The following is a 12,476-nucleotide window of genomic DNA, read 5'->3' as shown; positions in this document are numbered from 1 at the left end:
GGGTCGTTATGGCCGGGCTTTTACGGTTCGCCGCGGCGGCGTTCGTCCCAGCGTTCCTCAAGGCTGCTCATGAATGAGCTGCGCCCCTTGCCGGCTTTCTTGCCGCCGGTTGATTTCGCTTTCCCGGCGGCGGAGCTGCGCATCGTTGCGAAATAGACTCCGGCTCCCATCACGATAAATCCGAGGACACCCACAAAAATGCTCTGAAGTGATACGCCCACCAGCAGGAGGAGGACACCGGCCAAGGTGGCCAGCACGCCGATCACGATGTGGCGCGTGGACCAGTTACGGCCCGGATCCGATCCCATTGAATTGGCAAACTTCGGATCGTCCTCGTGCAGCTGCTTCTCCAACTGCTCGAGCAACTTCTGTTCGTGCTCCGAGAGCGGCATCACGACCTCCTTAAGTCGGCCAACGTCCGGACCTGCCGTGGCCTTAATGTTGTCAATCCGATAACGACCGGCATGCGCAGGAGGTTCCCGGCCACCGTATATCGGAACACCGGATTCCACGCATTCGGACGGCGGGCGGACCAGGAAGGCTTTTTAGTATGTCCAGACGTTCGAAATCTATGTATATCTAAGGATAGTTTGTTGCGCCCTGTTCTGAAAGACGCTGCGGCGGGGCTGCCGGGGCAGCGGCCGGGCGCCTGCGGGACGGCGCCCTCCGGGTACGCCGGCCGGCCGAAAAGCCACTGTCCGCTGCGGGTGAGGGCGGTCAATCGGCCGCGTTGTGGGGGTCCAGCAACCGGGCTGGGAGCACCGACTTCGAACCGAACTTTTCCGCCACCCTGTCCAGGGCTTGTTCCGCCGCCCGCCAGTTGTCGTCGCGGCGGTCCAGGCTCAGCTGCAGCGAGGTCTGCGCAGCATCCTCAAGCTGCTCGGCCCTCACGCCGACCAGGCGTACCGTCATGGCCCGCGGGCCGAGCGACTCGAGGAGCTGGACCGTGACGGCATAGATCAGCTGGGCGCTGTCCACCGGGGCGTGCACCGTCCGGCTGCGCGTGATGGTGGAGAAATCCGTGTAGCGGAGCTTGAGGGAGATGGTCCTGGCAACCATTCCGGTGCTTCGCAGCCGCTCGGCTGTCCGGTGCGAAAGGCGCAGCAGCTCTCGGTGGAGGAGGGCGTCGTCGGCTGTATCCACGGCGAACGTTTCCTCGGCACCGATGCTCTTCTCGAGGCGGACCGGAGTCACGGGCCGGGGATCAATCCCCCAGGACAACCGGTACACGTGCTCCCCTGACGCCCCGAGCAGCTTCTTCAGGGCGGACGGCGGAGTTGCGGCAACATCCGCCACGCTGCGGATCCCCATGCGGGCCAACACCTCGCCGGTCTTAGCCCCCACGCCCCATAACGCGTTGACGGGAAGGCTGTGCAGATAGGCCACGGTCTCATCCGGCCCGATCAGCAGGAGTCCGTCAGGCTTGCACCGGGTGGACGCTATCTTGGCCACGAACTTGCTGGCCGCAATGCCGACGGACGCGGTGATGCCGAGTTCTTCCCGCACGCGCCGACGGATGATCCCGCCGATCTCGCGCGGACTCCCGAGCCTGCGGATGGCTCCGCCGACGTCAAGGAAGGCTTCGTCGACGCTCAGCGGCTCCACCAGGTCCGTGATCGAGCCGAAGATGGCCATCAGCTGCGCGGAGACTTCGTAGTAGAGCTTGTGCCTTGGCTCGATGATGATCGCCGACGGGCACATGCGCGCCGCTATGGCCATGGGCATCGCAGACTTGACGCCAAATTTCCGCGCCTCGTACGAAGCCGACAGCACCACCGAACGGTCCGCGGGATACCCGACGATGACCGGTTTTCCGACCAGTTCCGGGCGGCTCCGGAGTTCCACGGAGACGAAAAAAGCGTCCATGTCCACATGCATGATGCTGCTTCGACGGAGCTCCCGGAGGGTCGCTTCGAGCTGCTGTTTATCCTGTTCCGACCCCACGCCTTCAATCCTATGCCGTGGTACTGACTAAACTGGAGGCTGCATCCGGCAACAACACCAGGAGGACTGTCCCTGTGAAGGTAATTGGAAAGCTTAAGCCTGCGGGCCGCGCCGTGATTGTGGCTGGCGCGGTGCTTGCCCTGGCGGCGTGCACCCCCGCCGATCCCGGAGCCAAGGCCACCGGGACCGCCAGCGCTTCAGCTTCCGCCACCGGGCAGGTAACCACCACAGCCCCGGCCAGCCCTACCGCGTCGCCCGGGACCACCGCGGCCGTTGGCGCACTCGTCGCCGGCTTCCCGGAAAAGCTGCTGCCCGTGATGCCGGGCGCAAGGGTGGTCTCCAGCAGCTTTGACAAGACGTCTGCTCCGGCCACCGCGGCCCTGGTGGGCAACATCGGCTCTCCCGCCGCCGCCGTCATGGCTTTCTATACAAAGGAGTTGGAGGCCCAGGGCTTCAAAGCGGTGCCGGGCGAGAATGTGGGCGCCGTCGCGTCAAAGGATTTCCTGCGCGGTGACAATGAAACAGTGAACATTGCGGTGGTGGAAACCGGCGGGGTCTCCACGTTCACCATCGGCGCCAACGTCGCAGCTGAGTCCGCGAAGTGACGGTCGCGGAGCAGCTGCGCCTTGAACAGACGGCCTTCGTAGCCGCCGTCGCCGGCAAGCTCAATGACTTCCTGGCCACACGCCAGTCTGTGATGTCCGCCATTTCGCAGGACATTGATCCGCTGATGGGCTCCATCTCCAACCTGGTCACCGGCGGCAAGCGGCTGCGTGCACTGATGTGCTACTGGGGTTGGCGCGGGGCCGGCGGAGAGCCCGCTGCCGCCGAGGTGGTCACCGCCGGATCCGCACTGGAGCTCTTCCAGGCGGCGGCGCTGATTCATGATGACATCATCGACCGTTCCGATACCCGGCGCGGCGGCCCCAGTGTGCACCGGCGGTTCAGCCAACTGCATGAGGACCAGGGCTGGGCCCTGGACAGCGAACGCTTTGGCCATGCCGCAGCCATACTGACCGGCGACCTCTGCCTTTCCTTCAGCGAGGAAACGTTCACGGACATTGGCCAGGCGGCGGCCTCGGGCAGCCAGGCCCGGCTGATCTTCAACTTGATGCGCGCCGAAGTAATGGCGGGCCAGTACCTTGACATCCTGGAAGAAGTCGCAGGCCCCATGCGCGACCGGGCGGGAGCCGTCAGCAGGGCCCAGTCCATCATCCGGTTCAAATCGGCGAAATACTCCACCGAGCACCCGCTCGCCCTCGGAGGTGCCCTGGCCGGCGCCTCCGATGAACTGCTTCGCGGTTATTCAGCGTTCGCCCTGCCGCTTGGTGAAGCCTTCCAGCTCCGGGACGACGTACTCGGCGTATTCGGTGATCCCGTTACCACCGGCAAGCCTGCCGGCGATGACCTCCGGGAAGGGAAACGCACGGTCCTCGTCGCCTTCGCCCTCGACCAGGCTTCCCCGGAGGAATCCCGTTTCCTCGATGCGAAACTCGGCAGCCCCGACCTGACCGACGCTGATGTGGAGGAAATCCGCCGCATCATTGTGGACTGCGGCGCTCTCCAGGCCACTGAAGTGCTGATCGAGGAATTCGGCCGCGCCGCCTTTGCCGAACTTGACCTGCTGCCGCTGGAAGACCTCCCCAAGACCGCCTTGCGGAAACTCGCCGAGGCGACGGTCAGCCGCGCCGCCTGACGCCCGCGGCGCGGCCACGGCGCCCGCCATGCATCAATAGTGCTGCGGGACGCGGACTACCAGGCGAGGGACTGTGCCCGGCGGCGGATCTCGGTCTTCCGGCCTTCGCGCAGGGCATCAATCGGACGGCCCCGCAGTGATTCATCCGGAGTGAACAGCCACGTAATGAGTTCTTCGTCGGAATAGCCCGCATCCGAGAGGACCACAATCGTCCCCTTCAGGCTCTCTACGGGATGGCCGTCCTGCATAAAGCCGGCGGGAACGCACCTGATCCGGCGTTCGCCGACCCTCAGGGCCACTAGCGCCTTTTCGTCCAGCAATCCGTGGACCTTAGTGATGGAAACGTTCATCATTTCTGCAACGTCGGGCAGCGGCAGCCATTCGCCTACAAGGCTTTCTACAGTACTCACGGATCAAGATTGCCACGGCGGGCGCTATTGCGCCTAGTCAGCGCGAAGCGGCGGCCTGATGGCCTAAATCGACACTCCGAAAAAAGGCATATATCCAATGCCAAAGATTTCTTGTGCTAACCGACAATTCGTGAGAGATTCACATAGATCACATTTGCATCCACACTAACTTTAGTAACACTAGTATCATTCGTAACAACGGCCTGACCGACAGCATTCGCCGCTGAGAAGAGGATCACTCCCATGACGACCCGATCGCCAAAGCAGCACCCCAGGCCGAGCCTGCCTATGATTGCGGCCACGACGGCCGCTCTCCCGGCAGTCGTCCTCTCCTCGCTGGCCATCGCCCAGCCGGCGGCGGCGGAAACCCGTCCGCGGACCGTGCCCGCAACGCTCGCTGCGGCAATCCAGGCCCAGGAAGCGGCACTGAAGTCCGGAGTCATTCCCGCAGCATCGGTCTCCACTGCCATCCCCGCATCCCTGCGCCCCGCCCAGCCCTCCGCGCCGGCCGAGTACACCATTGCGCGCGGTGACACCATCAGCGGGATAGCGGGTCGCTACGGCCTGGACACCAACGCCGTCCTGAAGCTCAACAACCTGCAGCCGAACACCATCATTTACCCGGGCCAGAAAATCAAGCTGACCGGTTCGGCTCCTGCCCCCTCCGCTCCCGCGTCCAAGCCGGCGGCCCCCGCCCTTGCCAGCACGGGCGGCAGCGTCTACACCGTCAAGTCCGGTGACACTTTGGGCGCCATCGCGGCACGGCACGGCGTCAAGTTGTCCGAGGTGCTGAGCTGGAACGGCCTCAACATGAGCTCCATCATCTACCCCGGCCAGAAGATCAAGATCGGCAGCGGCCAGGCCTCCGCACCGGCTCCGGCACCGGCCGCACCGGCTCCGGCGGCTCCCGCTCCGGCCCCGGCCCCCAGTTCCGGCTCCTACACCGTGAAGTCCGGCGATACGTTGTCCGCCATCGCCGCCAAGCACGGGGTCAAGCTCTCGGATATCCTGTCGGCGAACAAGCTGACCATGACCAGCGTTATCTACCCCGGCAACAAACTGGCCATCCCCGGCGGGTCGTCGATCCAGCCGGCCGGCAGCGTCACTCCCCTGGTGCCGAGTTCATTCCTGGGCTTCACCTACCCCGCTGCTGTGGTCTCGTCCGCAAACCAGAACAAGGCCCTGCTCAACGCTTCCCCCGTACCCACCCGGGAACAGATGAAGTCGATCGTCGCGGACACGGCACGCCGGATGGGCGTTGATCCCTCGCTTGCCCTGGCCTTCGCCTACCAGGAGTCCGGCTTCGACCAGCGCGCAGTCTCGCCCGCCAACGCCATCGGCACGATGCAGGTCATCCCGACATCGGGCCAATGGGCCTCCGACCTCGTGGGACGCAAGCTGAACCTGCTCGACCCGTACGACAACGCCACGGCAGGCGTGGCGATTATCCGCCAGCTGATCAACTCCAGCAAGGACCTGGACCACGCCATCGCAGGCTACTACCAGGGCCAGTACTCCGTCAGCAAGAACGGCATGTTCGACGACACGAAGGCATACGTGGCAGCGATCAAGGCGCACAAGAAGAACTTCGGCTAAACCGTGCCGGCACTGGTGAATCCGGTGCCGCGAGGGTAACGATACGGGTCCGGATCGCATGTCGATTCGGGCCCGTTTCCGTGTAGCACTTAGGATCGTAAGGTGCAGGATAAAGTGTCGGACCCCCTCGTTGGAACGCTGGTGGACAACCGTTACCGGGTGCAGTCCAGGCTGGCGCGCGGCGGAATGTCCACCGTTTACCTGGCAACGGACCAGCGGCTGGAGCGCGATGTCGCACTGAAAGTCCTCCATCCGCACCTCGTTAACGACGGCAATTTCCTGGACAGGCTTGGCCGGGAAGCGAAGGCCGCCGCCAAGTTGTCGCACGCCCACGTGGTGGGCGTCCTTGACCAAGGCAGCGACGGGCACACCGCCTACCTGGTGATGGAGTACATCAAGGGCCACACGCTCAGGGACGTCATCAAGGAAAAAGGGGCGCTCTCACCGCGGCTTGCCCTGGCACTGATCGACCCCGTGGTTGAAGGGCTTGGCGCTGCACACGCGGCGGGGTTGATCCACCGGGATATCAAACCCGAGAACGTCCTGATCGCGGACGACGGCCGAATCAAGGTGGGTGACTTCGGCCTGGCCCGCGCGGTCACTGCTTCAACGAGCACCGGGGCGCTGATCGGCACCGTGGCGTACCTTTCACCGGAGCTCGTGCTCGGGCGGCAGGCGGATGCCCGCAGCGACATCTACTCGGTGGGCATCATGCTGTACGAAATGATCACCGGAAAGCAGCCTTTCGACGGCGAAGTCCCCATCCAGGTGGCCTATCAGCACGTGAATTCGTCAGTGGAGGCCCCCTCGGCGGTGGTGCCGGGGCTCGCTGCCGAAGTGGATGAGCTGGTGCAGTGGTGCACGGCAAGGGACCCTGAGCAGCGCCCGGTCGACGGCAATGCGCTCCTGTCGGAGCTCCGGCACATCCGGACCAACCTGACTGACGCGGAACTGGACCTCCAGCCCCCGGCTGCCATCGCCGCCGTCGCCCATTCGCCGGCGGGGCTCCGCCCGCCCGCGCACCCGCCGGGTAACCCGTCCGCGAATCCTCCCCCCGGGTCGCAGGCCCAGGTACGCCAGGACCACACGGAAATCCTCTCCGCCGGACAGCATCCAACGGAGATTATTTCCCGCCAGAGCAACCCCACCACGGTGCTGTCGGCGTCGCACCGGCCGGGCCAGTTCGGCCCCCTGGCCGCCCCGGGCGGGCCGGAGCCGGCTTTCGGCGAGCCGGATGATGATGAACCGGACACCGCGGTCCCCCTGAGTAAGCGGGCACAACGCAGGCAGGACCGCGACGCCGCCAAAGCCCAGTCCAAAGCAGCCTCCACTCCGGTACGGTCCCTCCGCGAAGGCAACCCGCGTCGTCGCGGCCTTCTCTGGATCATCATCCTGGTGATCGCAGCACTGCTGGCAACGGGCGCCGGCTGGTTCTTCGGCATGGGACCCGGCTCCCCGGGGACCATTCCCAGGGTGGCCAACAAAACCGTAGCCGAGGCGCATCAACTGCTTGGCACGGCGGGGTTCCAGTCCACCACCAAGGACGTTTTCGACGACGACATCCGGGCCGGGCTCGTCGTGGGCACCGAGCCTGAGGCGGGGCGGGAGATCCGCAAGTTCCAGATGGTGTCGTTGTTTGTTTCCAAGGGCCCCCAGCTTTTTCCAGTGCCCGGGATGAGCGGCAAATCGCTGGATGAGGCAAAGAACGAACTCAACGGCGCCGAAATGGCCCTGGGAACCGTCACGGAGACCTACAGCGAATCCGAGCCGGCCGGCACTGTCCTCGCCCAGGATCCGGCGGCGGGCACCCCGGCACGGCATGGTACGCCCGTCAGCCTCACTGTCTCCAAGGGGCCCGAGCCCATTCCGGTGCCGGACGTCCGCGGGCAGGAACAGGGAGCGGCAGTCAAGGCACTTGAGGCCGCCGGTTTGAAGGCAGTGATTTCACCGCAAACGGTTAACGACAAGAAGGTCCCCAAGGGGGCCGTGGTGGCCCAGGACCCGTCCTCCGGCACGCTCACCCGGGGGCAAACGGTGACCCTCACGGTGTCCAAGGGGCCCAAACTCGTGGACGTGCCCAGTTACATCGGCAAGCAGGCAAATGATGCACGCAAGGCGTTGGAGAAGCTCGGATTCGAAGTGCGGGTCAACAATATCCTGGGCGGTTTCTTCGGCACCGTCCGTGACCAGGATCCGGTGAACACCCAGGTCCCTGAAGGCTCCGTCGTCACCCTCACCGTCGTCTGAGCACTGCCGCAGGCCGCCCGGAGAAGGCTCCCGCACAAAAAGCTCCGCCCGGCTGGTCCAGCCGGGCGGAGCTTTTGGTCAATCAGGGTGCGTTGGGTCAACCCCTGCGTCGGGTCAGCGCTTGGACAGCGCCCCTGCGACGAGGAAGGCCATTTCCAGGGACTGCATGTGGTTCAGGCGCGGATCACAGACCGATTCGTACCGGTCCAGGAATGCCTCCTGGTCGATGGGGTCGGCGCCGCCGAGGCACTCCGCGACGTCGTCGCCGGTCATCTCGACGTGCAGGCCGCCCGGAACGGTGCCCAGCGAGTGGTGCACCTCAAAGAAGCCGCGCACTTCGTCGATGACGTCATCGAAGTTACGGGTCTTGTAGCCGTTGGGTGACGTGACCGTGTTCCCGTGCATGGGATCGGTGACCCAGAGGACCTGCGCACCGGATGCCGTGACCTTTTCAACGATGGCGGGGAGCTTCTCGCGGATGTTGCCGGCGCCCATCCGGGTGATGAAGGTCAGGCGGCCGGGTTCGCGGTCCGGATCAAGCTTGTCGATGAGCCGCAGGGCGTCGTCGCCGGATGTGGAGGGGCCCAGCTTGACGCCGATCGGGTTGCGGACGCGGGACAGGAAGTCCACGTGGGCGTGGTCCAGTTCGCGGGTGCGTTCGCCGATCCACAGGAAATGCGCCGAGGTGTCGTACGGCAGGCCGGTCCGCGAGTCGATGCGGGTCAGGGCACGTTCGTAGTCCAGCAGCAGGGCCTCGTGGCTCGCGTAGAACTCCACGCGCTTGAGCGCCTCGAAGTCCGCCCCGCAGGAGGCCATGAACTTGATGGCCCGGTCGATGTCGCGCGCCAGCGACTCGTAGCGTGCGTGCGCCGGGTTCTCCGTGAAGCCCTTGTTCCACTGGTGGACGAGACGCAGGTCGGCGAAACCGCCCTGCGTGAAGGCACGGATCAGGTTCAAGGTGGACGCCGAGGTGTGGTACGCCTTGAGCATCCGGCTGGCGTCATGGGCGCGGGACTCGGGCGTGAAGTCATAGCCGTTGACGATGTCGCCGCGGTAGGCCGGCAGCGTGACGCCTTCGCGCGTTTCATCGTTGGAGGAGCGCGGCTTGGCGAACTGGCCCGCCATGCGGCCCATCTTGATCACGGGCATCGCCGCGCCGTAGGTCAGGACGACGGCCATCTGCAGGATCGTCTTGACCCTCGCACTGATCTTGTCCGCGGTTGCGGCTTCAAAGGTTTCGGCGCAGTCTCCGCCCTGGAGCAGGAACGCCTTGCCCTGCGCGGCAGCGGCGAGCCGTTCACGGAGGATGTCCACCTCACCGGCAAACACGAGCGGGGGAAGGACGGAAAGTTCCTTCACGGACGCGTCGAAGACCTCTTTGTTTTGCCAGCTGGGCTGCTGGGAAACCGGCAGCTCCCGCCAGTGGTCCAGTCCCGGATAGTTGGCGGCACCGCTCTGGGCGGTACTGGTCAGCAGGGAGGCAGGTTTTGCAGATAGCTCAGTCACACTATAAGACTAGTTCCCGTATCCGGGTTTCCGCACCGCAACCGTCATTCGACCCAAACCGCCGTCACAGAACCGGCGTCAGGCTTGGCCGGCCTCCGCGGGACCGCTGCCGCCGCCGGAGCCGGTGGAGCCGTCCGCGGGCTTCCCCGCCAGGCGAAGTTTAACCACCGCCGCGTACTCGTCCACGTACTCCTGCCCGGACAGGCGCATGAGTTCGTACATGATTTCGTCGGTCACGGACCGCTGGATCAGCCGGTCCTCTTCCATGCCGTAGTAGCGGCTGAAGTCCAGCGGTTCACCGAAGATCATGCCGATGCGCCTGATGTTCGGCATCCGCTTTCCGATGGGCTGGACCTTGTCTGTTCCGATCATGGCAACCGGAATCACGGGAACCCTCGCTTGCAGGGCGAGTTTCGCGACACCGACTTTTCCGCGGTACAGCCGCGAATCGGGGCTGCGGGTCCCTTCGGGATAAATGCCCAGCAGCGAACCATGCGACAGGACGTCCATGCCGGCGTTCAGCGATGCCGCCGACGCCGCTCCCCCGGAACGGTCCATGGGCAGCTGGTTTGTCAGCCGAAAGAAGAGTGCAGTCAGCCTGCCTTTGAGGCCCGTGCCGGTGAAGTACTCCGATTTCGCCAGGAAGGCCACGGGACGCGGCACCATCAGTGGCATAAAGATGGAGTCGGAGAACGACAAATGGTTGGACGCCAGGATGGCGGCGCCTTCCGCGGGGACGTTGTCGAGCCCCTTGACCCAGGGCCGGAACAGGAGCTTCAGCACCGGTCCCAGAACGAACGTCTTCATGAACCAATAAAACACGTGGTGTACCTCTCCGGAAGGCGTCCGGCCGGCCCTCCGTCGGGTCCGGCCAGCACTTCAATGCAACCCTACTCTAGTGAGATTTGCGGCGAATGGTGACACGATGGGCACATGAGAGAAAGCAGCAAACCGACTGTGCCTGCCGCTTTCAGCTACCCCGGCCATGGACCTAACGCGAGGATCGGCGTTGCCATTTGCCACGGCTTCACGGGCAGTCCGCTCAGCGTCATGCCGTGGGCACTGCACCTCGCAGAGCAGGGTTTCGCCGTCTCCGTCCCGCTCCTGCCCGGACACGGAACGGACTGGCGCGAACTGGCCCGGTCCGGCTGGCGTGAATGGGCCGGCGCGTTCGAGGCCGCCTACCTTGAGCTCGCGGGCCGGACGGACACCTGCTACGTCGCCGGCCTCTCCATGGGAGGCGCCGTCGCCCTGCGCACGGCGTCCCGCCATCCGGTTGCCGGCGTAGCCGTGGTCAATCCCGGGCTCAGCTTCTACGATCGCAGGGTGAGGATCATCGGCATCCTGAAGTACGTCCAGCGGACCACGGTACCGATCGTGGAGGCCAACCCCACCGCGGCCACGACGGAGGACGGCGACTATTCGCGGACGCCGCTCGCCGCTGTCCACCAGTTGAAGAAACTGTTTGCAGCTGCCAGGCGCGGACTGCCGCGGGTAACTGCGCCGGTTTTGGTTTTCAAGTCAGAGACCGACGAGGTGGTGCCGCCGTCGTCCCTTGAGCTGATCAGGCGACGGCTGGGGTCGGCGGAGCTTCGCGTGGTGCCGCTGCCCAGGAGCGGGCACGTGGCCACGCTGGACAACGATGCCCCTGCCATCTTCGAACATTCGGCCGCCTTCTTCCATGAGCACGCGCCCCACCACGTATCCTCGGAGACACCATGAGCATCGCCGCCGACCACAGCCCCTTGAGCAGTCCCTTTACGGGCGACGGCCCCTCAATCGGCGTTGCCGTCTCCCATGGCTTCACCGGAAGCCCGCACGGTGTGCGGGCTTGGGCGCAATCGCTGGCCGACGCCGGATTTGCCGTGCGCATGCCTCTCCTGCCGGGACACGGCACCAGCTGGCAGGAACTCGCCAGGACCCGTTGGCAGCAGTGGTATTCCGCCTACGACAAGGCCTACCTCGAGCTCGAGGCCGAATGCGACCACGTGTTCACGGCAGGGCTGTCCATGGGAGGGGCCCTGGCCTTGAGGGTGGCGGCACTGCGTCCCGTGGCGGGCACGATTGTGGTCAATCCAGGCCTGGTCATCGATGATCCCCGCGCGCCGCTTGCCGGCATCCTGAAGCTGGTCCTGAAGAGCACTCCCGCCATTGCCAATGACATCCTCAAACCGGACACTGACGAGGGCGCGTACCCTCGGACACCGGTGGCGGCGGCCCATGAGCTCAACAAGATGTTCAAGGACACCCGGCGGCTGCTGCCCCGGATCACTGCACCCGTCCGCGTGTTCCGCTCCACAGTGGACCATGTGGTGTCCGACTCGAGCATCGTGGCGCTGCGCCGGGGCCTCACCAACGCCGGGCTCCACATGAGCGCCTTGGAAAACAGCTACCATGTAGCCACCTTGGACAACGACGCCGAGGAGATCTTCAGCGGGACCACGGACTTCATCCGTGCCGTGGTTTCGGGAAACGTGGACGCCTTCCCCGCTAGCCCTGAAGGACACGGCCGATGACCAGATCCGACTCCAATTCCTCGGACCAGAGCGCCAACCAGGACGACGCCGTCTGGCTCGACCTTGTCGCCCGCCTCGAGGGCACCGACACTCCGGCTCCGGGAGGGGGCGGCAGCGGGCCGAGCAAACGGCCGTTCCGTGACTTCGATCCCCTGGGCCTGGCGGGCACAGCTCCGACCGAGCCCCCGGCGTCCGAACGCGGGGCCGCCGTACACGGCCGGCAGCCCGGGACGGACCGCGCAGGCGCGGAAGGAACGGACGCCGGTAGCGGCCCGCGTGACTACGAGGCCGATGATGACGAGCCATTCGTTCCGGAGGAACCGCCGAGCCTGGCCGGTACGGATCCGCTGACCGTTCTGGCTTGGCTGGGAGCCGTGGGCGGGCCCGTCGCGCTGGTGCTGTCCGCAATGTTCTGGAGGTCCGCGCCGCTGATGGCGATTTTGGGTATCGTCGCCGCGTTCGTCGTGTCGGTGATCTACCTGATCATGCAGCTGCCGCAGGAAAAGGACGAGCACGACGACGGAGCCCGGGTTTAGTTTTTTGGGCCGAGGCCCGCTGAAT

At 65.2% G+C, this 12,476-nt stretch carries 12 protein-coding genes; 7 read left to right on the top strand and 5 right to left on the bottom strand.

All coding sequences use genetic code 11. From position 1 onward, the window contains the following. Positions 1-20 precede the first annotated feature (20 nt). Complete coding sequence (locus tag AC1MDG_RS07970; protein ID WP_043480429.1) at positions 21-392, bottom strand: DUF3040 domain-containing protein; 372 nt, start codon at positions 390-392, stop codon at positions 21-23. 325 nt (positions 393-717) lie between these two features. Next, entirely contained in the window at positions 718-1,878 is a 1,161-nt protein-coding gene (dinB, locus tag AC1MDG_RS07965; protein ID WP_479809051.1) for a DNA polymerase IV, read from the bottom strand. A 140-nt stretch (positions 1,879-2,018) separates the two neighbouring features. Between dinB and AC1MDG_RS07960 the strand changes: the two genes are divergently transcribed. After that, positions 2,019-2,549, top strand: coding sequence for a hypothetical protein (locus AC1MDG_RS07960; protein WP_479808467.1), 531 nt, complete (start codon positions 2,019-2,021; stop codon positions 2,547-2,549). Further along, the gene (locus AC1MDG_RS07955) at positions 2,546-3,640 is read left to right on the top strand and encodes a polyprenyl synthetase family protein (RefSeq protein WP_479808466.1); all 1,095 of its coding nucleotides are present in this window, start codon (positions 2,546-2,548) and stop codon (positions 3,638-3,640) included. The genes AC1MDG_RS07960 and AC1MDG_RS07955 overlap by 4 nt, the downstream gene beginning before the upstream one ends. A gap of 56 nt (positions 3,641-3,696) precedes the next feature. On the opposite strand, the gene AC1MDG_RS07950 is transcribed toward AC1MDG_RS07955, so the two are convergent. Beyond that, the gene (locus tag AC1MDG_RS07950; RefSeq protein WP_043480419.1) at positions 3,697-4,050 is read right to left on the bottom strand and encodes an Rv2175c family DNA-binding protein; all 354 of its coding nucleotides are present in this window, start codon (positions 4,048-4,050) and stop codon (positions 3,697-3,699) included. A gap of 243 nt (positions 4,051-4,293) precedes the next feature. On the opposite strand from AC1MDG_RS07950, the gene AC1MDG_RS07945 reads away from it, so the two are divergent. Continuing rightward, positions 4,294-5,646, top strand: a complete 1,353-nt coding sequence (locus AC1MDG_RS07945) for a lytic transglycosylase (RefSeq protein WP_479808465.1) — start codon at positions 4,294-4,296, stop codon at positions 5,644-5,646. A gap of 102 nt (positions 5,647-5,748) precedes the next feature. After that, entirely contained in the window at positions 5,749-7,893 is a 2,145-nt protein-coding gene (locus AC1MDG_RS07940) for a Stk1 family PASTA domain-containing Ser/Thr kinase (protein WP_479808464.1), read from the top strand. A gap of 114 nt (positions 7,894-8,007) precedes the next feature. Here AC1MDG_RS07940 and AC1MDG_RS07935 read toward each other — a convergent pair whose 3' ends face one another. Both AC1MDG_RS07935 and AC1MDG_RS07930 read right to left on the bottom strand, forming a co-directional pair. After that, positions 8,008-9,399: a class II 3-deoxy-7-phosphoheptulonate synthase gene (locus AC1MDG_RS07935; RefSeq protein WP_479808463.1), complete on the bottom strand. Its 1,392-nt coding sequence runs from the start codon at positions 9,397-9,399 to the stop codon at positions 8,008-8,010. Between the two features lie 78 nt (positions 9,400-9,477). After that, positions 9,478-10,221: a lysophospholipid acyltransferase family protein gene (locus AC1MDG_RS07930; protein ID WP_479808462.1), complete on the bottom strand. Its 744-nt coding sequence runs from the start codon at positions 10,219-10,221 to the stop codon at positions 9,478-9,480. 111 nt (positions 10,222-10,332) lie between these two features. Here AC1MDG_RS07930 and AC1MDG_RS07925 point away from each other — a divergent pair, with 111 nt between their 5' ends. From AC1MDG_RS07925 to AC1MDG_RS07915, 3 genes are read left to right on the top strand one after another with little or no spacing between them, the layout of a single operon-like run. After that, complete coding sequence (locus tag AC1MDG_RS07925) at positions 10,333-11,121, top strand: alpha/beta hydrolase (protein ID WP_479808461.1); 789 nt, start codon at positions 10,333-10,335, stop codon at positions 11,119-11,121. After that, positions 11,118-11,915, top strand: coding sequence for an alpha/beta hydrolase (locus tag AC1MDG_RS07920; RefSeq protein ID WP_479808460.1), 798 nt, complete (start codon positions 11,118-11,120; stop codon positions 11,913-11,915). Before AC1MDG_RS07925 ends, AC1MDG_RS07920 begins: the two co-directional genes overlap by 4 nt. Further along, positions 11,912-12,451: a hypothetical protein gene (locus tag AC1MDG_RS07915; protein ID WP_479808459.1), complete on the top strand. Its 540-nt coding sequence runs from the start codon at positions 11,912-11,914 to the stop codon at positions 12,449-12,451. The genes AC1MDG_RS07920 and AC1MDG_RS07915 overlap by 4 nt, the downstream gene beginning before the upstream one ends. Positions 12,452-12,476: the final 25 nt, after the last annotated feature.

This window comes from Arthrobacter sp. AIWTK1 (assembly GCF_056680535.1).
The sequence above is the reverse complement of the archived record's forward strand: the minus strand, read 5'-3'. Positions and strand labels throughout refer to the sequence as shown.